Here is an 18,963-nt window from a genome sequence, read left to right as displayed (position 1 = left end):
GGATTACATGTATCTGGACTTGCTGACCACGGCCGCACTCGTCGATCCGCACATGCTCACCAGCAGCTTCGACACCCTGGCGAGTTCGGACGCGGTCAACACCGCGATGGAACTCGCGGCGAAGAAGAAAAAGAAGAACAGCAGCTTCCTGATCATCGGCGGCATCTGCTGCCTGGTCATCGTGGTGCTCATCGTCGGTGGCATCTACCTGCTCAAGAACAAGAAGAAGGACGACCAGCCGCCGTACAACGGTGGTCAGCCGCCGTTCAACGGCCCGCAGGGTGGTCAGCCGCCGTACGGGCAGCCGCCTTACGGCCAGTCCTGAGCTGACCGGAGGACTCGCGGGGATACCCCTCGCCTCGACGAGGCGATCCCGCGGGTCCTCGGGCTGTTCCCGCTGGTGCGGATACGGCAGAGTGTGAGCGTGCAGCTGATACTCGTGCGTCATGCCCAACCCGAACGCGTAGTCGGTGACACCGCCGCCGCGGACCCCGGCCTCACCGCGATCGGCAAACTCCAAGCCGACCGCGTCCCCGCCGCGCTCGCCGCGCACGACATCACCCGCATAGTCAGCAGCCCCCAGCGCCGCGCCCGCGACACCGCATTCCCCACCGCGACCGCCCGCGACCTGCCCGTCGACGTCATCGACGACCTGGCCGAATACGACCGCGACCTGCCCGCCTACATCCCCATCGAAGACGCGAAAACCGAGCTCGCCGACGCCTACGCCCGCATCAAGGCCGGCCACCTCCCCGACCAGATCGACGGCCCGGCGTTCACCGCGCGAGTATTGGCCGCGGTCGAGCGCCTCGTGGCCACCACAGCACCCGCGGACACCGTCGTAGCCTTCGCCCACGGCGGCGTAGTCAACGTCCTGCTGGCCGACATCCTCGGCCTCCCCCGCCCCCTCACCTTCCCCATCGACTACTGCTCGATCACCCGAATCCTGTACTCCCGCACCGGCACCCGCACAGCCGCCACCATCAACGAGAACGGCCACGTCTGGAACCTGCTGCCGAGGTCGCTTTCCCGATCCACACCATGACAGCTGTTCGGCGAGTACAAAAAAGCCCGGCACCGCCGAAGCGATACCGGGCTCTCACGAACCTACTCAGGCCTGCTGAGCGATCCAGTTGTGCATCCAGCTGATAGCGGTCTGCCCGCCACCCACCGAGTAACTGCCGTACAGGGTGTGCGCCTGCGAGCGGTAGAACTGCTCCAGATCCTTGGCCCGCTGCTGGTTGGCCGCATCCGTGAGCTGCGCCCCCAGCGTCGGGAATCCACCGGCCGACATCAGGTCGTTCATGATCGCCCCGGCCTCGAGCTGGTAGCGCCACAGGTTGGCCGGGTTCGCATCCGAACTCTGAGCGAGGAATCCCGCGAACCGCGTCACGAAATCATCATTGGCGGTGGCGCAGTACAGATCGTCGACCGCGCAGATCGTGCGCGTGCGATCACTGAGCCAGCCGAACCCGCCCGGCCGAGCGCCACCGGCACCCGCGCCCGTGGCATGCGGGCCCACCTGGATATCGGTCGGCGAGCGACGGGGATCGGAGATGAGGCCGACGGCGGCGATCCGGTCCTGCGCGATCGGGCTGATGCCGGTGCCGATCTCGGCGGCGAGATCGCCTGCGGCGTCGGCACCCTGGCTGTAGCCGACGAGGGCGGCCTTGGTGTTACCGCAGGAAGCCAGCTTCGCGCTGATCAGTCCGCGAGCGGCATCGACCGCTTCCTTCTTGGAATTGCCGTAGACATCGCCCTCCCAGGGGAACGCGGTGGCGGCATAGGTGACGTAGTCGACGTCGGTGTTCCCCGGTAGTCCTCTGGTGACACCGGCGAGCATGCCGGGGCCGGGTTCCTTCTCGTGGCCGGTTTCCCAGGTGCCGGGAATGGCAACCACATACAGGCTCGGGCAGGCAGGCGCCGCGCTGGCGCTCGTGCTGCCGACAACAATTCCGGACATCATTGCCGCGGACGCTCCCAGAGCCGCGACAACCTTCTTCAACTGCATACCGCTCCAGTTCACCCTTGCTCGTCGATGTGAGAGCAACCCCGATTACGGACGTTATGGCCCCAGACCTCGCCGCGAATCACAATAGGCGTACTAGTGATCCCGCGCCACACGACCTCTCGATCTTGTGACCGTTTCCACCGGGTGCACGCACTGGAGTGACGAGATGTCGGCGGCACGACACCGCCGACCCGCCCCCCGTTCGCGTAACTCACACCTCCAGGTCTTCTTCGATGCCCTTGAGCTTGTGCCGCGCCAGCGCCAGATTGGCCCGGCCGCGATCGAGGGCGAGGTAGAGGAACAGCCCTTTGGACTTACGCCCCGTCATCGGGCGGATCACGTGGTACTGCGAGCCGAGGGTGATGAGGATGTCCTCGATCTCCTCGTTGAGGCCGAGCTGCTCGATGGTGCGCATCTTCGCCCGCACCACCTCGGTGTTGCCCGCCGCGGCGACCTGCAAGTCGAGCGCCTTGCTGCTGCTGAGCATTCCGAGCGCCATCCCGCTGTTGTAGTCGACGATCGCGGCGCCGACCGCGCCTTCGATCACCATCATGTCCTTCAGAGCCAGATCCATATTCGACATGTTCTGCCTTTCATTCGTCGATCTTCACCTGGTCGTTCCCAGGCGAGTGCGCCGCCGCCAGATGGCCGGCGATGGCGCGAGCTACCGGTCGCGACTCCAGATGGAGCCGGCCGAGGTTCACTTCTGATCCGGCGAGCACGGTCAGCGAGGTGTAGCCGGCGGCGTAGATCACCACCTGCCCCTCCGTGCCGTGCACGACGACCTCGCTGAAACCGCCGCCGTGCGCGGTGTGCGCCAGCCGATACGACAGCGACAACTGCGCGGCCGACAGCGCGGCCAGGCCCGCGGGTTCGAGATGGGAGGGCAGGTCGTGTTCGATGAGCAGTCCGTCGCTGGACGCCACCAGTGCCCCGGTGAGCTGAGGTAGCCGCTCGCGCAACGACTTCAGCTCGGCCTGCACAGCCGGGTAGTGTTCGGGCGCTCTGTGTTCGGACGCCCTGGGTTCGGGCGCGGTCATCGGCACCTTGGTCAACCTTCCCCTCCATTCACCGAGCAGTTTCTTCCGCACGGTCACGCAAGCTCCTCCAACGCCGCCCTGAGCCGGATGAGTGTTTCGCGGTCGACCTGTTGCCAGCGTTCGGGTTCCGCTGTGCCGGCGCGATTTCCGCGGTGTCGGGCGGTCGCGGTCGCTTCCTCGTCGATCGCGTGCCTGCCCTGTCGTGCACCTGTCTCCAGTTGGGGACGGGTCGGTCCCGCGCTGCCGGGAATGCGTTTGGGCAGCGCGGGCACGGATGTTGTCGACGGTGTCGAGGTTCGGTGGTCGGCCAAATCCGGCGCGAGGGCGAGGTGGCGCCCGCGCTGTGGTTGTTCGGTCCAGACGGGCTCCGGTGTCTCGATCAGGCCCGCTGTGGTCAGGTCGCGGACGGCGACGAGGCAGCCGTAGGTGGTGCGGCCCAGATCGCGCGCGATTTCGGCGATACTGCGGCGGGTGTCGGCGGCGGCGAGTATTTCGGCCTGACTTCCGGTGAGTACCACCTGGTTTCGCCGGATGCGGCGGGCCGGTACCACCGCGACCTTGGTGACGAGGTCGGCCGACCACGGACCGTGCTCGTTGTCGTTGCGGCGTTCGCATTCGTGCACAAGTGCGCGCGGGGCGATGTGGCAGACCGGGGCCAGCCAATGTTCGGGTGCCGGGCGGAATTCCGGCTCGCCCGCGGAAGCCAGCAAAAAGTAGGCAGCGTCGAAAACCGACAGCAGCGCAAGGGTTTCCAGTTGCGGTCGGCCCAGGAGCCCGCCCGGGTCACCGGCGCCCGCGCGGCGCCAATCCTCCGCCGTTGCTACGCCCGCTTCGACCACCAGTCGGTCGAGTCCGATGGTGCGTCCGCAACCGACCGAAGCGATAGTGCCACGGACCAAATGGAATTCGCCATCGCCGGCGCGAAGTACCCCGGTCGAGCCTTCTTCGCCGAGCCGATGCAATGCATCGGCGAGCGCGACACTCATCGATCCCCGCCCGTCAGTTCTTCCAGTGCCGACCTGAGTTGATAGCGCGCCATCCCGAGATTTCCGGTGCCGCCGTCGAATACGACATGCATGAACAACCTGCCGTCGAAGTCACCGTCGACCAGATGTAAGAGGTGAAACCCGCTGGTCCGGCACACTACGATCTCGGTGAGATCGTCATCGGCACTCCCCAGTGCCCGGCACCCGAGCGCGGCCCGCACCACATCGGTGGTCCCCGCCGCGTCTTCGTGCTCGTCGACGCCCTGATGCTCCCCGGCACCGGCGACAGCCAACCCGCTCGCCCCGTCCACCAGCGTCACACTGCGCGCCCCGGGAATATCCATGATGCGTTTCAGACACCCATCAAGCGAATTCACCGAGCCCCCGACCGTCATCGACTATTGATCGAAACGTGACGTTATACCTCTCGGCTATTCTTCGCATCTCGAGCGCCGGAAAATTGCTGCCGCACAAAATGTTTGCTGATGGTTGCTGGAAAACCGCTCGGTATCACTACTTTTCAGTAACCTTGACGCCCATTCGCTGCATACCGCTATAACAGGTGATCACTCGCCTATTCCGGTAGCCAGCGATCATCGCGCGAATATCCGAATCAGCGTCTTCGCAGACTTCGCTGTGTTTTTGGAGCGCTGGCGCGCTCGAGCGGGGCCCCTGAGGCCCCGATCTTCCCTCCCTCCGGGCACTCCTTCGTCGCACCCTCCGGTCAGTCCAGATCGGGGCGGGCCCCTTTGGGTAGAGACATACGGCGTTTACCGGTCCCGGTGCCGTCGAGGAAGCGCGCCCGGGACGAGTACTCGTCAGCTCTGGTCAGCCTGCGGCGCGGCGGTACCAGGTTTCCGCTTCGCGGTGGGCGCCTTGGGATTCCAGCAGGGCCGCGAGGTTGGCCATGGCGCGGGGATGGCCGAGGTCGGCCGCGCGACGGAAGCAGCGGCGGGCCTCGGTGGTGGCGCCGCGCCGGCGCAGCAGGATGCCGAGGTTGTTGACGGCGTCGATATCGCCGTGGTCGGCGGCCTCGCCGTACCAGGCTTCGGCATCGTCGAGGCGGTGCTGGTCTTCGAACAGGCGGGCGAGGTTGTACATGGCGTCGACGTGGCCCGCCATCGCGGCGTGGTGGTACCAGGTTTCGGCGTCGCGGCCCTCGCCACACTGGTAGAGCATGGTGGCCAGGTTGAACATCGCGTTGCAGTTGCCCGCGGCCGCCGCACGGCGGTACCAGGATTCGGCCTCGTCGAGTTCGCCGAACTGATCGAGCAGGACGGCGAGGTTGTTCATCGAGCGCGTGTGCCCCGCGGCGGCGGCGCGCCGAAACCAGTGGTCGGCAGCCTCGAAATCGCTGTGGTCATGGTAGAAGTGGGCGAGGTTGTGCATAGCGGTACCGTCACCACGCTCTGCGGCGCGGCGCAGGTTCGCCAACGCTTCCGGCGGCAACGGCACAGCTCCCCCTCGGATCTCCCGTACACCTCGACACGGAAAGTCTATGCGCTGCAGGGAAGATCAGCCACGTCGTTTGCCCACGCACCGAACCCCTTGCACCCCTTCTCCGTTCACCCCCCTACGCACATGTCCCGCAAACCCGCAGGTGTCCGGCAACTCGGCCGGATTCGCCCGAGTGCGGCTCTGGTGTGGGGGGAATGACAAAAAAGGACGCCCGCGGACTCGAAAGTCCGCGGGCGCCTTGTGTTTCAGCGATCAGCGCTGGCCGACAGCTGTCGGGGGGATCGGCGCGGGGAGCGCGGTTTCGCCCTCGAGGTACTTGTCGACGGCCGACGCGGCGGCGCGGCCTTCGGCGATGGCCCAGACGATGAGGGACTGACCACGGCCCATGTCGCCGGCGACGTAGACGCCGGGGATGTTGGTGGCCCAGCTCTTGTCGCGCTGGACGTTGCCGCGACCGTCGTAGCCGACACCGAGATCGGTGAGCAGGCCCGGCTTCTGGGGGCCGACGAAGCCCATGGCCAGCAGGACCAGGTCGGCTTCGAGGGTGAAGTCGGTGCCCTCGACCTTTTCGAAGCGGCCGTTGGCCATCTTCACCTCATGGGCTTCGAGGCCGGTGACCTTGCCGTCCTTGCCGATGAACCGCTCGGTGTTCACCGAGAACAGACGTTCGCCGCCCTCTTCGTGTGCCGAGGCGACCCGGTACATCAGGGGGTAGGTCGGCCACGGGGTCGAGCCCGCGCGCTCCTCGGGAGGACGCGGCATGATCTCGAACTGGTGCACCGACTCGGCACCGTGGCGGTGCGAGGTGCCCAGGCAGTCGGCGCCGGTATCGCCACCGCCGATGATGATGACCTTCTTGCCCTTGGCGTGAATCGGCGGCAGGCCATCGGCGTCGGCGATGTCGTCACCGAGCTGCACCCGGTTGGACAGCGGCAGGAACTCCATCGCCTGGTGGATGCCGTCGAGCTCGCGCCCGGGGATCGGCAGGTCACGGGCGATGGTGGCGCCACCGGCCAGCACGATCGCGTCGAAACGCTCACGCAGCTGCTCGGCGGTGATGTCGACACCGACGTTGACGCCCGCCTTGAAGATGGTGCCTTCGGCTTCCATCTGGGCCAGACGACGGTCGATGACCGACTTCTCCATCTTGAATTCCGGGATGCCGTAGCGCATCAGGCCGCCGATGCGGTCGTCACGCTCGAACACGGTCACGGTGTGACCGGCGCGAGTGAGCTGCTGGGCGGCGGCGAGACCGGCCGGGCCGGAGCCGACGACGGCGATCTTCTTGCCGGTGAGACGGGTCGGGTACACCGGGGTGACCCAGCCCTCGTCGAAGGCGTTCTCGATGAGCTCGACCTCGACCTGCTTGATCGTGACCGGCTCCTGGTTGATGCCGAGCACGCAGGACGCCTCACACGGAGCCGGGCACAGCCGACCGGTGAACTCCGGGAAGTTGTTGGTGGCGTGCAGGCGATCGATGCCTTCGCGCCACGCACCCTTGTAGACCAGGTCGTTCCATTCGGGAATCAGATTCCCGAGCGGACAACCCTGGTGGCAGAAGGGAATTCCGCAGTCCATGCAGCGGCTGGCCTGGTTCTTCAAGGTGTCCTGGGAGAACTTCTTCTCCTCGTAGACCTCTTTCCAGTCGAGCAGACGCAGGTCGACCGGACGACGGGCCGGGGTTTCCCTCGAGGTGTGCTTCAAAAATCCCTGTGGGTCAGCCACGTGCCGCCTCCATGATCGCGGTATCGACATCCTTGCCGGCCTTTTCGGCCTCGGAGATCGCGAGTAGAACCTTCTTGTATTCGCGGGGCATGACCTTCACGAAGTGGTTCACCTGCTGGGACCAGTCGCTCAGGATGCGTTCGGCCACAGCCGATCCCGTTTCGTCACGATGGGTGGTGATGATGTCGCGCAGCCAGGTGAAGTCGTCACCGGAGAGCTGCTCGATCGCATCGACCTGATCCGGGTTGACCCGTCCGGGCAGCTTGCCCTCCGGGTCGTAGAAGTAGGCGACACCACCCGACATTCCGGCACCGAGGTTGCGGCCGGTGTCACCGAGGATGACCACGCGGCCACCGGTCATGTACTCGAGCGCGTGGTCGCCCACGCCCTCGACGACCGCGGTGGCGCCGGAGTTACGCACGCCGAAGCGCTCGCCCGCGACACCGTTGATCAGGATGCGACCGCTGGTGGCGCCGAACATGATCACGTTGCCCGCGATGATGTTGTCTTCTGCGACAAAGCTCTCCGGTGCGCTGGCCGACGGACGGACCACAATGTGGCCACCCGACAGACCCTTGCCGACGTAGTCGTTGGCGTCACCGAAGACCCGCAGCGTGATGCCGGCCGGGACGAACGCGCCGAAGCTGTTGCCCGCCGAACCGGTGAAGGTGATGTCGATGGTGTCGTCGGGCAGGCCCGCGCCACCATAGAGCTTGGTCACCTCGTGGCCGAGCATGGTGCCGACCGTGCGGTTCACGTTGGTGATCTTGGTTTCGATCTTGACCGCCTGGCCACGCTCGAGCGCCGGGGCGCTCTGCGCGATCAGCTCGTTGTCCAGAGCCTTGTCCAGACCATGGTCCTGGGTGGTGGTGCACCGGGTGTTCTGCTTCATGAACGCCGTCTCCGGCATGTCCAGGATCGGCGACAGGTCCAGCTTGGCGGCCTTGTAGTGCTGCTTGGCCTTGGCGGTGTCGAGCAGGTCGACCCGGCCGATGGCCTCGTCGAGAGTGCGGAAGCCCAGCTCGGCGAGCAGCTCACGCACCTCCTCGGCGATGAACATCATGAAGTTCTCGACGAATTCCGGCTTGCCGGTGAAGCGCTCGCGCAGCACCGGGTTCTGGGTGGCGATGCCGACCGGACAGGTGTCGAGGTGACACACGCGCATCATGACGCAACCCGAAACCACCAGCGGCGCGGTCGCGAAACCGAACTCCTCGGCGCCGAGCAGGGCGGCGATCATCACGTCGCGGCCGGTCTTCATCTGACCGTCGACCTGGACGACAATGCGGTCACGCAGGCCGTTGAGCAGCAGGGTCTGCTGGGTCTCGGCCAGGCCGAGCTCCCAGGGTCCACCCGCGTGCTTGAGCGAGGTCAGCGGCGAAGCACCGGTGCCGCCGTCGTGGCCCGAGATGAGCACGACGTCGGCGTGCGCCTTGGACACACCCGCGGCGACGGTGCCGACACCCGGCTCCGCGACAAGTTTCACGTGAATCCGAGCCTGCGGGTTCGCGTTCTTCAGATCGTGGATCAGCTGGGCAAGATCCTCGATCGAGTAGATGTCGTGGTGCGGCGGCGGCGAGATCAGGCCGACGCCCGGCGTGGAGTGACGCACCTCGGCGACCCACGGGTACACCTTGTGCGCGGGCAGCTGGCCGCCCTCGCCCGGCTTGGCACCCTGGGCCATCTTGATCTGGATGTCGGTGGCGTTGGTCAGGTAGTGCGCGGTGACGCCGAAGCGACCCGACGCGACCTGCTTGATCGCCGAACGACGCCAGTCGCCGTTCTCCTCGACCTCGAAGCGAGCGGGGCTCTCGCCGCCCTCACCGGAGTTCGAGCGGGCGCCGATGCGGTTCATCGCGATGGCGAGGGTCTCGTGCGCTTCGGCGGAGATGGAGCCGTAGCTCATCGCACCGGTCGAGAAACGCTTCACGATCTCGGCGGCGGACTCGACCTCGTCGATGGAGATCGACGCGCGCTGGTTCGACTTGAACTTGAACAGGCCACGCAGCGCGGCCAAGCGCTCGGACTGATCGTCGACCAGCTTGGTGTACTCCTTGAAGATCGAGTACTGGCCGGTGCGGGTCGCGTGCTGGAGCTTGAACACCGTGTCCGGGTTGAACAGGTGGTATTCGCCCTCACGACGCCACTGGTACTCGCCACCGACCTCGAGCTCGCGGTGCGCGCGCTCGTTGCGGTTCTCCAGGAACGCGACGCGGTGGCGGATCGCCACCTCTTCGGCGATCTCGTCGAGACCGATGCCGCCCAGCGGGGAGCGCAGACCGGTGAAGTACTCGTCGACCAGGTCCTGGGCCAGGCCGATGACCTGGTACAGCTGGGCGCCGTTGTAGGAGGCGAGGGTGGAGATGCCCATCTTCGACATCACCTTGAGCACGCCGTTGCTACCCGCGGTGCAGTAGTTCGCGACGGCCTTGCGGAAGTCGGCGGCGTGGTCACCGGTGCTGCCCGGCATCTGCAGCGAACCGCGCTCGAGCATGTCTTCGATGGTCTCGAAGGCCATGTACGGGTTGATCGCGGCGGCGCCGAAACCGATCAGCAGAGCCATGTGGTGCACCTCGCGGGCGTCACCGGCCTCCACGACCAGGCCGACCATGGTGCGGGTCCGCTCGCGCACCAGGTGGTGGTGCACAGACGAGGTGAGCAGCAGCGACGGGATCGGCGCCAGCTTCTCGTTCGACTCACGGTCGGACAGCACGATGGTGCGCGCGCCGCCGTCGATGGCGGCGGAGACCTGGGTGTTGATGGCGGCAAGCGCCTTGCGCAGACCCTCGCCGCCTTCGGCGACCGGGTACAGACCACGCACGACCACCGAGCGCAGGCCCGGCTGGCTGCCGTCGTCGTTGATGTGGACGAGCTTGCCCAGCTCGTCGTTGTCCAGGATGGGCTGCTCGAGCGCGATCTGACGGCAGGAGTCGGGGCCCGGGTGCAGCAGATCGGCCTCGGGGCCGATGTTGCGCTTGAGGCTGGTGACGACCTTCTCGCGGATGGCGTCGAGCGGCGGGTTGGTGACCTGCGCGAACAGCTGCGAGAAGTAGTCGAACAGCAGACGCGACCGGTTCGACAGCACCGCGATCGGCGTGTCGGTACCCATCGAGCCCAGTGCCTCGCCGCCGGTCTTGGCCATCGGCGTGATCAGCAGGTTCAGATCCTCGGTGGTGTAGCCGAAGATCTGCTGACGGATCAGCACGCGGTCGTGCGACATGTGCACGTGCGGGCGGTCGGGCAGGTCGGCCAGGCGGCTGACGCCCTCGTCGAGCCACTGCTGGTACGGCTGCGCCGAGGCCAGTTCCGACTTGACCTCTTCGTCGGTGACGATGCGGCCCTTTTCGGTGTCGACCAGGAACATCTTGCCCGGCTGCAGGCGGATCTTCTGGACCACGGTGGACGGATCGATGTCGAGCACGCCGACCTCGGAGGCCAGCACGACGAGACCGTCTTCGGTGACCCAGATACGACCCGGGCGCAGACCGTTGCGGTCGAGCACGGCGCCGATCTTGGTGCCGTCGGAGAAGCACACCGCTGCCGGGCCGTCCCACGGCTCCATCAGCATCGAGTGGTACTCGTAGAACGCGCGCCGCTCGGGATCCATGTTCTCGTTGCGTTCCCACGCCTCGGGAATCATCATCATGATGGCGTGGTGCAGTTCGCGACCGCCGAGGTGCAGCAGTTCGAGCACCTCGTCGAAGCGCGCGGTGTCGGAGGCGCCGGGGGTGCAGACGGGGAAGATCTTCTGCAGACGGTTCTTGCCTGCTTCGTCCTTGCCGAACACGTCGCTACGCAGCAGCGCCTCACGGGCGCGCATCCAGTTCTCGTTACCGGTGACGGTGTTGATCTCACCGTTGTGGGCGACCCGGCGGAACGGGTGCGCCAGCGGCCACGAGGGGAAGGTGTTGGTGGAGAAGCGCGAGTGCACGATGCCGATGGCCGACTCGACGCGCTCGTCCTGCAGGTCCAGGTAGAACGCACGCAGCTGGGGCGTGGTGAACATGCCCTTGTAGATGAAGGTCTGGCCGGACAGGCTCGGGAAGTACACCGATTCCTTGCCGACGGTGCCCTCACCGGGGCCTGCCTTGCCGAGCTCGTGCTCGATCCGCTTGCGGATCACGTAGGCGCGACGCTCGAGGTCCATGCCCGAGAGCTGCTCGGCGGAGTTCTTCGGCGAGCCGATGAAGATCTGCCGGAAGGTCGGCATGGCGTCGCGGGCCAGTGCGCCCAGCGAGGACTCCTCGATCGGTACCTCGCGCCAGCCGAGCACGGCGAGGCCCTCTTCGGTGACGATCTTCTCGACACCGTAGGCGGCACGCGCGGCTTCGCGGCGGGCCTGCGGCAGGAAGGCGATACCGGAGGCGTAGGAGCCTTCCGGCGGCAACTCGAAGGGGGCTGCACTTTCGGCGATGATCGCGCGGAAGAACTTGTCCGGGAGCTGGATCAGGACGCCCGCACCGTCGCCGGAGTTCGGCTCGGCACCCGCAGCACCGCGGTGCTCCAGGTTCAGGAGGGCCGTAATGGCCTTGTCGACGATGTCTCGACTGCGTCGTCCGTGCATGTCGGCGACGAACGCGACGCCGCAGGCGTCGTGTTCGAATGCCGGATCGTAGAGCCCGGTGGCTCCGGGTGACCTGTGGCCAGGAAGTTGCGTCATGCCTCTGCCTTCAAGAAAGTCGGCTGTCGATGTCGGCCACTCAGCGAGCTGAGCGTGGGCCCTTCGTCGTTTCGCCTCCGTCAAGACTGCGTCCGTACGATCCGAAACCAGCGACGGTGATGGTTTGCGGTGTTTGACGTAGTTGGGGTGCTCAGAGATAACGGGATGCTTACTTATCCCTTACCTCTGCGCGGGGTTTCACCCGCTACTCTTGGCCCGGTTTCACCGGACCTAGAACAGGTGGCTGTGCCGAACGGGGTGCGTTCGGCGTAAGAGCAAACGATAAGTCAGACCGCAGACCCAACCAACTAAGGTTGTGCTAAGTAACCCGTCTAGCCTGGGGTTTGTAACGGCTGCTTGCATCGTCGCGCGCGTCGTCCAGTGTAAAGCAGACTGGGGACCGGATCGATCCCGCTACCTGCGTGAACACTGCCGACGAGCAGACTCGAATCAGCTGCCGGCCCGGGGCCGAAAGCTGAACTCACCTGCACCGCAGCAGATTTCCCTGCTGATGACCTGGTCAAACCTCCCACCTCCGCTAACCAGGGGTGGGCACTGTGAGATATTCCCGACACGGGTCCCCACAAGCGCGCCAGTCAGCCGACCGTACGGTCTGTATCTCGGAATGTGCGCCACAGCACATCACTGGCTAACTCTTAGCAGTGTCGTTCGACACAAATCGGACACGGGCGGCGGTCACGCCCGGCTCGCCGCGTGCGACACGCCGAGGTCGGCGCGGAAATATCTCGGTCATCGCGATGGGCGGAGCCGCCCGATTGTGAGGCTGACCACAAGCACCGCCTCGCCACTCGGTGTGTCGGTCTCCGGCCTGTCACGCTGACACAACGAATCCATGCCAGTTTCGCCTTGCCTACCAATTTCGCCATGCCCAGTGGAGCGCACGACCCGGGGAGAATTCATGACCGGCTTACTCACCTGGCTCGGCGGAGGCCTCGCCTCGCCCCGGCGCCGGGACTCCGAAACGGGTGCTGACCTGGCTTTCAGCCATGAGCAGAGCCGCTATCTCGTCACCGGTGCCGCGGTATCGCTGTTCGCGGTGGTCGCCGGTCTCGTCGCGTTGTCCGCGCTGCTGGCCGCCGCTGTCAGTGTTGTCGGCGCGGTGCTGTTCGCGCTGGTCATCACGGTCGCCGCGGGTGCGCTCGGCCGGGCGCTGGCGACCACTCGTCCCGGTGCCGATGTTGATCGGTTCGGCGTCGCGGCCCGGATCGGGGTCGGGGTGCTGGCGGGGGTCTTCGTCGCCGAACTCGCCGCCACCGTGCTGCTCGGCGGGACCGTCGACCGGGAACTGGATGTGCGTGCCCAGGCCGGCGCCGAGATCGCGCCGGCCGTGGTCGCCGCCCGCACCTCGTTCGACCTGGCCAACGCCGACCGTGGTGCGCTCGACCTGAGCATCGCCAAGTCGCAGGCCGATATCGACCGCGCGCTGGTGATCGCCCGGTGCGAGTACAACCCCACCCTGGAATGCCCGCGGACCAGGATCACCGGGGTACCGGGTCGCGGTCCGGAAACCCAGACCGCCAACGACATGCTCGACGACGCCCGCAAACAGCTCGCCACCGCGCAGGGCCGCATCGAGGGCCTCGACCAGCGGGTTCGTACCGAGTCCGCCACGCTCGCTGCCGCCAGAACCAGCGCGATCGCCGAGGGCGACCGTGGTCTCGGCGCCCGCTGGCTGGCCATGAACAGCTACACCGCCGCACACGCGGGCGCCGCGGCCTTGCGACTGCTCATTCTGCTCGCGGGGATCGTGGTGGCCCTGCTGCCGCTGCTGTTGCGCTGGTGGCGCGGGGAAACCTCGCTGGACCGCAGTGTCGACGCCGCGGAAGTGGCCGATCGGGCCCAGCGTGCGGCCGACGCCGCCATCGCGGTGAAACGCGCCGAGGTACGCACCGAGACGGCAGCATTGCGCGCCGAACACGAGCTCACCGCCGCGCAACTGGCCATCGAAGCCGATACCGTGATCGATCGAGAACGTCAGCGCACCAGGATCATCGCCGCGATCGGCGGTTTCGAGCTCGGGTTCTCCGAGCCGCATCGAAAGGACGACTCCGTGTCTCTGGAGCCGAACGTGACATCGCAGCTGCCCGCCGGTTATGTCCAGCACGCGCTGCCCGCCGGTACCGCCGGGGCGCTCGTCCCCGCACACCAGGTGCCAACGCAGCAGCCGCCCGCCAAGGCACCGACCAGCGGTGGCGGATTGGCATTGCCGATCATCGGGACGGTGCCGTTCACCGACACCGCCGCCCGCTGGATCCGGCCGCTGGTACCCGCTTTCGTCGCCAATGCGTTCGACTCGGCCACTCACCCGATGCGTACCGCGCGACAGGCGTTCGAAGAGGTCGAAGAGGTGACGTTCACCCTGCGACGCACACGCAAGGTCACCGTCGACACGCAGGACTCCGCGGCGCAGCAGCAGGTCCCCACCGGATACCAGCTGCCCGGTCAGCCCCCGCAGGGTTTCCTGCCGCCCGGCGCCTACCCGCAACAGCAGTACCAGCAGCCCTACCAGCCCTACGCCCAGCAGATCGCCTCGAACGTGGTCGACGCACCCGCGAGCCGCTTCCACCCGGACCCGCGTCAGTACCAATCGGCACCGAGCTACACCGCCCTGCCCGCCGGACAGGGCAACGGCCTGCCCGAGGCAGACAGCCACGGCGAACTCCCCGGCGGCACCGCCAACGAACTCCCCGGCAACCGTCGCCAACTGCCACCCGCCCGCTGAGTACAACCCGTCGCCGCCCAACCACGGCGTAGACCACCCCGACCGGGTACCCCTGATGTGTCCCTACCCAAAGGGGCCCGCCCCGATCTGGACTGACCGGAGGGTGCGACGAAGGAGTGCCCGGAGGGAGGGAAGATCGGGGCCTCAGGGGCCCCGCTCGAGCGCGCCAGCGCTCCAAAAATACAGCCCTGTAAACCACCCCCGAACCACTGAACCCGATGTGTCCTTACCGAACACAGTGGCGCGTACGCACCGCGCTGTAGGCCGCGAACAACAACACCGCGACGATCCCAACCACCGTCAGATGAATACCACTGACAAACGCCTGATTCGCCGACGACAGGAACTCCTGCGCCACCGCGGCGGGCAGCTCACCGGCCACCTCGACCGCGCCACTGAGCGAACCCGATGCGGCGGCCACCGCGTCATCGGGCAGCAAGGACAGGTCAAGGCCACGCCGGAAGATCGCCATCACGGTGCTCCCGAGCAGGGCGACACCGAGTGCGAGACCGGTCTCGTAGGCGGTCTCCGAGATCGCCGCGGCCGCACCGGCACGCTCCTGCGGCGCCGATCCGACGACCAGGTCGGCGGCCACGGTCATGGCCACGCCCGCACCGAGGCCGATGCCGGCGAAACCGAGCACGAACGCCTCGGCACCGCTCACCGCGTCGACCGCGAGGAAGACCGCCGAGCCCATCGCCGTGACAACCAGCGCACCGGCCAGCACCACTGTCGCGCGCCAGCGCCGCACGAGCCAGGCCGCCGCCAGCGAGCCGAGCACGCTCGCGGCGAGTCCGGGCAACATCAACAGACCCGCTTGCAAGGGCGTGCGCCCGAGAACCAGCTGTAGATACTGCGAGCCGAAGAACAGCACGCCTGCCAGGGCGAACACGGCGAGCAGGTTGGTGAACACCGCGACCCGGAACCTCGGCAACTCGAACAGCCGCAGGTCGAGCATCGGATCGGTCAGCCGACGCTGCCTGCGCACGAACAGCACGGCCGAGACCACACCGGCCAGGCCGACCAGCAGCGCGCCCACCGCCGGACCGTGCGCGGCGGTTTCCTTCACCGCGTAGACCACCGGAACCAGCGCCAGCATGGACAGCAGCGCGCTGAGCGCGTCGAACCGGCCGGGGTTCGGGTCACGTGATTCGGGGATGAGCAGCGGGGCCAGTGCCAGCAGCACCAGCATCACCGGCAGGTTCACCAGGAAAACCGATCCCCACCAGAAGTGTTCGAGCAGCCAGCCGCCGACCAGCGGACCGGCCGCGGCGCCACCACCGGCCATCGCACTCCATACGCCGATCGCCACCGTGCGCTGACGCGCGTCCTGGAACATCGAACGGATCAGCCCCAACGTGGCGGGCATCAGCGTGGCACCGGCCACGCCCTGCAAGACGCGCGCCGCGATCAGCATCTCCGGCGAAACCGCCCAGGCGGCCAGCGCCGAGGCGATGCCGAAGCCGACGGCACCGATCAGCAGCAGCCTGCGCCTGCCGATCCGGTCGCCGAGATTGCCCATCACCACCAGCAGGCCGGCGAGCACGAACGAGTACACGTCGATGATCCAGAGCAGCTGCGGGGTGCTCGGGGCGAGGTCGGCGCTGATCGCGGGCACGGCCAGGTCGAGCACGGTCGCGTCGACGGCCAGCAGTAAGAGGGCCAGGGCGAGTACGCCGAGGCCCGCCCATTCACGCGGGGTGGCGCGCGCCGGGCTGAGTGCGGTGGGGGTGTTCATCGGTCTCTCGACTTTCGGGTTTGATAAACCGTCCAGCCGGTACAGTAACAGAGAAACCGTCCAGACGGTACAGTGATCGCCGTGAGCCCCGGCACCCGCGATCGCATCCTCGACGCCCTGGAAACCCTGCTGCTCGAACGTGGCGCGGCCCAGATGACCCTCGACAACGTCGCCGCGGCGGCGGGCGTCTCCAAGGGCGGGCTGCTCTATCACTTCAAGAGCAAGGACGCCCTGCTCGTCGGACTGGTCCACCGGCTGAGCGAGCGCGTCGGCACCCAGCTCGGCGAAGCCAGGGCGAGCGGGACGCCGGTCGCCGAGTGGTACCTGCAGACGCCCGACCCCACCGTGCCCGACGATGCCGTCGAGCTGGCCCTCTACCGCTCGCTGCTGGCGACCATGCGCACGATCGACGCCTCGGCGGGCAGCGAACCCGACGAGGTGCAGCGCGCGCTCGACGCGACGATGACGGCCTGGTCCGACGACCTGGAGACAGAGGTGGACGACCCCGTCCGCGCCGACACCATCCGCCTGGTCGGCGACGGGGTCTACCTGCGCGCCCTGCTCGGCCTGTCGCAGATCGAGCCCGCGCGCTACCGCGCCGTCGTCGACCGGCTGCTCGAGCACTGACGCCGATTTCAGTGCGCCTCCGCCGCCGGTCCGAGATCGACGACACCCACCTGCTCGCCGGCGACACCCAGTGGACGGCTGTTCACCGAACACACCTGTGGACAATACGACGACCGGCAACCGGTGGAGGGTCACAAAAATGGCCACTACCAGTTGGCATAGCGACCCGAGTCGCACAGTGACCTACGCGACTCTGTGGCCGATCTAGATCTACCGGTTTACAGTTCGGGTGTGATCAACCGCGAGGGACCGGCGGGCGCGGCAAGATCAGCGCCCTGGGGCTCGCCGCTGCTCGGACCGGTCGACGAGAAATCGACGATCCGCCGCGTTCGAGTGCAGTTGCTGCTCACCATTCCGCTGCTCATCGCGAACCTGATCGGCATCACGATGGTGGTGGCGCTCGCCGGCTTCGTCCTGCCGGGACCGACCGTGTTCACCCGCGAATTGCTGCTGGTCAACAGCGTCTTCACGCCACTGTGCGTCGCGCTCGCGCTCGCGGGCGGCGCCGTGTGGGGCACGGTGGCGGGCCTGCGGTCCATGGGCTGGGCCACCGATCCAGACCACGTGCCGAATCCGGCCGAACAGCGAGTAACCGTGTCCGCGCCACGCTGGATGGTGCTGCAACAGGCCGTGCTGTGGACGTTGACGTTGACCGTGCTCACCGTCACCTACGGCGTGCTCGAGCCCGCGCTGATTCCCAAGGTCATCCTCGCGATCGGCGCCGCGGCGATCGTGGTGTGCGCCAACAGCTATCTGATCATCGAATTCGCGCTGCGCCCGGTCACCGCGCGCGTGCTGGCCGCCGACCCGCAACGCCGCCGCGGCATCGGTGTGTTCGGCCGGACGATGCTGTCGTGGCTGGTCGGCGTCGGGGTGCCGGTGGCGCTGACCATGACGGTCGCGATCTGGGCGCTGGCCGACCCCGCGGTGAGCAAGGCCAGGCTCGCGGTGTGCGTGCTCAGCCTCGGCGGCTCGGCGCTGGTGTTCGGGTTGATTCTGATGGCCCAGGTCGTCGCGGCGACGGTGGCTCCGATCAAGGGTGTCCGCCAGGCACTGCGCCGCGTCGAGCAGGGCGACCTCGACGCCGAGATCACCCTCTACGACGGCACCGAGCTGGGCGAACTGCAGAGCGGTTTCAACCGGATGGTGCACGGCCTGCGCGAACGGGCGATGATCGAGGACCTGTTCGGCAAACACGTCGGCCACGATGTCGCGATGGCGGCGATCGCCTCCCAGCCGGTGCTCGGCGGCACCGAAACCGAGGCCGCTGCCCTGTTCATCGACATCATCGGCTCGACCACGATGGCGGCGACCCGGCCCGCGCCCGAGATCGTCGGCATCCTCAACCGGTTCTTCGACATCGTCGTCGACGAGGTGGAACGGCACGGTGGGCTGCTCAACAAGTTCGAGGGCGACGCGGCGCTGGCCGTGTTCGGCACCCCAGCCCCCCTCGACGACCTGGCGGGTTCGGCGCTGTCGTGCGGCCGGGCGATCCAGCGTCGACTACGCGATGCGTCCGATCTCGACGCGGGTATCGGCGTGGCGGCGGGGCGAGTGGTCGCGGGCAATGTGGGCACGCACAATCGGTACGAATTCACGGTGATCGGCGATGCGGTCAACGAGGCGGCTCGGCTGTGTGAACTGTCCAAGCAGCACGACGAACGCTTGCTCACCTCGGCGACGACGCTTGCCGCGGCTGCCGACTCCGAATCCGCGCACTGGGTTCTGGGCGAGAAGGTCACGCTGCGTGGGCGATTGGAGCCGACGCATGTTGCGCTGCCGAGGTTGTCTGATTTATTGGAGCGCTGACGCGCTCGAGTCGGGGCCCTTCGGGCCCCCGATCTTCCCTCCCTCCGGGCACTCCTTCGTCGCACCCTCCACTCAGTCCAGATCGGGGCGGGCCCCTCCGGGTAAGGACACATCAGGGTTACCCGGCCCAGGCTGTGTGCCCAGGTCGCGACACAACAGCGCTACC

At 67.1% G+C, this 18,963-nt stretch carries 14 protein-coding genes; 5 read left to right on the top strand and 9 right to left on the bottom strand.

The features are described from left to right. Positions 1 to 7 precede the first annotated feature (7 nt). Positions 8 to 325 (top strand): hypothetical protein, encoded by a 318-nt coding sequence (locus ACFXKN_RS09320; RefSeq protein ID WP_378947066.1) that lies wholly within the window; start codon positions 8 to 10, stop codon positions 323 to 325. Between the two features lie 99 nt (positions 326 to 424). Then, positions 425 to 1,045 (top strand): histidine phosphatase family protein, encoded by a 621-nt coding sequence (locus ACFXKN_RS09315; protein ID WP_378947069.1) that lies wholly within the window; start codon positions 425 to 427, stop codon positions 1,043 to 1,045. 66 nt (positions 1,046 to 1,111) lie between these two features. Here the strand turns inward: ACFXKN_RS09315 and ACFXKN_RS09310 are convergent, their stop codons facing one another. The 8 genes from ACFXKN_RS09310 to gltB all read right to left on the bottom strand — a co-directional run bounded on the left by ACFXKN_RS09310 (position 1,112) and on the right by gltB (position 11,880). Then, the gene (locus ACFXKN_RS09310) at positions 1,112 to 2,011 is read right to left on the bottom strand and encodes a cutinase family protein (protein WP_379432835.1); all 900 of its coding nucleotides are present in this window, start codon (positions 2,009 to 2,011) and stop codon (positions 1,112 to 1,114) included. 211 nt (positions 2,012 to 2,222) lie between these two features. Next, positions 2,223 to 2,594 carry a hypothetical protein gene (locus ACFXKN_RS09305; RefSeq protein WP_378947075.1) on the bottom strand — a complete coding sequence of 124 codons (372 nt, stop codon included), beginning with the start codon at positions 2,592 to 2,594 and terminating at the stop codon, positions 2,223 to 2,225. A gap of 10 nt (positions 2,595 to 2,604) precedes the next feature. Further along, a complete protein-coding gene (locus ACFXKN_RS09300) occupies positions 2,605 to 3,108 on the bottom strand; it encodes a roadblock/LC7 domain-containing protein (protein ID WP_379432834.1) in 504 nt (167 codons plus the stop codon). After that, positions 3,105 to 4,037 carry a hypothetical protein gene (locus ACFXKN_RS09295; RefSeq protein ID WP_379432833.1) on the bottom strand — a complete coding sequence of 311 codons (933 nt, stop codon included), beginning with the start codon at positions 4,035 to 4,037 and terminating at the stop codon, positions 3,105 to 3,107. Before ACFXKN_RS09295 ends, ACFXKN_RS09300 begins: the two co-directional genes overlap by 4 nt. Next, complete coding sequence (locus tag ACFXKN_RS09290) at positions 4,034 to 4,381, bottom strand: hypothetical protein (RefSeq protein WP_379432832.1); 348 nt, start codon at positions 4,379 to 4,381, stop codon at positions 4,034 to 4,036. The genes ACFXKN_RS09295 and ACFXKN_RS09290 overlap by 4 nt, the downstream gene beginning before the upstream one ends. 484 nt (positions 4,382 to 4,865) lie before the next feature. Beyond that, positions 4,866 to 5,492 (bottom strand): tetratricopeptide repeat protein, encoded by a 627-nt coding sequence (locus tag ACFXKN_RS09285; RefSeq protein ID WP_379432831.1) that lies wholly within the window; start codon positions 5,490 to 5,492, stop codon positions 4,866 to 4,868. 255 nt (positions 5,493 to 5,747) lie between these two features. After that, positions 5,748 to 7,220 carry a glutamate synthase subunit beta gene (locus ACFXKN_RS09280; RefSeq protein WP_378947091.1) on the bottom strand — a complete coding sequence of 491 codons (1,473 nt, stop codon included), beginning with the start codon at positions 7,218 to 7,220 and terminating at the stop codon, positions 5,748 to 5,750. Then, positions 7,213 to 11,880, bottom strand: coding sequence for a glutamate synthase large subunit (gene gltB, locus ACFXKN_RS09275; RefSeq protein ID WP_379432830.1), 4,668 nt, complete (start codon positions 11,878 to 11,880; stop codon positions 7,213 to 7,215). The genes ACFXKN_RS09280 and gltB overlap by 8 nt, the downstream gene beginning before the upstream one ends. Positions 11,881 to 12,799: 919 nt before the next feature. Between gltB and ACFXKN_RS09270 the strand changes: the two genes are divergently transcribed. Beyond that, positions 12,800 to 14,623: a DUF4407 domain-containing protein gene (locus tag ACFXKN_RS09270; protein ID WP_379432829.1), complete on the top strand. Its 1,824-nt coding sequence runs from the start codon at positions 12,800 to 12,802 to the stop codon at positions 14,621 to 14,623. A gap of 226 nt (positions 14,624 to 14,849) precedes the next feature. Here ACFXKN_RS09270 and ACFXKN_RS09265 read toward each other — a convergent pair whose 3' ends face one another. Then, positions 14,850 to 16,361, bottom strand: coding sequence for an MFS transporter (locus ACFXKN_RS09265; protein WP_378947100.1), 1,512 nt, complete (start codon positions 16,359 to 16,361; stop codon positions 14,850 to 14,852). A gap of 81 nt (positions 16,362 to 16,442) precedes the next feature. On the opposite strand from ACFXKN_RS09265, the gene ACFXKN_RS09260 reads away from it, so the two are divergent. Both ACFXKN_RS09260 and ACFXKN_RS09255 read left to right on the top strand, forming a co-directional pair. Then, complete coding sequence (locus tag ACFXKN_RS09260) at positions 16,443 to 16,988, top strand: TetR/AcrR family transcriptional regulator (protein ID WP_378947103.1); 546 nt, start codon at positions 16,443 to 16,445, stop codon at positions 16,986 to 16,988. A gap of 231 nt (positions 16,989 to 17,219) precedes the next feature. Then, complete coding sequence (locus tag ACFXKN_RS09255) at positions 17,220 to 18,797, top strand: adenylate/guanylate cyclase domain-containing protein (RefSeq protein WP_378947106.1); 1,578 nt, start codon at positions 17,220 to 17,222, stop codon at positions 18,795 to 18,797. Positions 18,798 to 18,963: the final 166 nt, after the last annotated feature.

Origin of the sequence: Nocardia sp. NPDC059195 (assembly GCF_042754695.1) — a bacterium.
Lineage (GTDB): Bacteria > Actinomycetota > Actinomycetes > Mycobacteriales > Mycobacteriaceae > Nocardia.
This window is presented reverse-complemented; position numbering and strand designations above follow the sequence as displayed.

What these genes read in the sequence shown, in the direction of transcription:
- ACFXKN_RS09295 (WP_379432833.1), bottom strand. Translation starts at nt 4,037, where the DNA reads ATGAGTGTCGCGCTCGCCGATGCATTGCATCGGCTCGGCGAAGAAGGC.
- ACFXKN_RS09290 (WP_379432832.1), bottom strand. Translation starts at nt 4,381, where the DNA reads ATGGATATTCCCGGGGCGCGCAGTGTGACGCTGGTGGACGGGGCGAGC.
- gltB (WP_379432830.1), bottom strand. Translation starts at nt 11,880, where the DNA reads ATGACGCAACTTCCTGGCCACAGGTCACCCGGAGCCACCGGGCTCTAC.
- ACFXKN_RS09310 (WP_379432835.1), bottom strand. Translation starts at nt 2,011, where the DNA reads ATGCAGTTGAAGAAGGTTGTCGCGGCTCTGGGAGCGTCCGCGGCAATG.
- ACFXKN_RS09270 (WP_379432829.1), top strand. Translation starts at nt 12,800, where the DNA reads ATGACCGGCTTACTCACCTGGCTCGGCGGAGGCCTCGCCTCGCCCCGG.
- ACFXKN_RS09305 (WP_378947075.1), bottom strand. Translation starts at nt 2,594, where the DNA reads ATGTCGAATATGGATCTGGCTCTGAAGGACATGATGGTGATCGAAGGC.
- ACFXKN_RS09265 (WP_378947100.1), bottom strand. Translation starts at nt 16,361, where the DNA reads ATGAACACCCCCACCGCACTCAGCCCGGCGCGCGCCACCCCGCGTGAA.
- ACFXKN_RS09320 (WP_378947066.1), top strand. Translation starts at nt 8, where the DNA reads ATGTATCTGGACTTGCTGACCACGGCCGCACTCGTCGATCCGCACATG.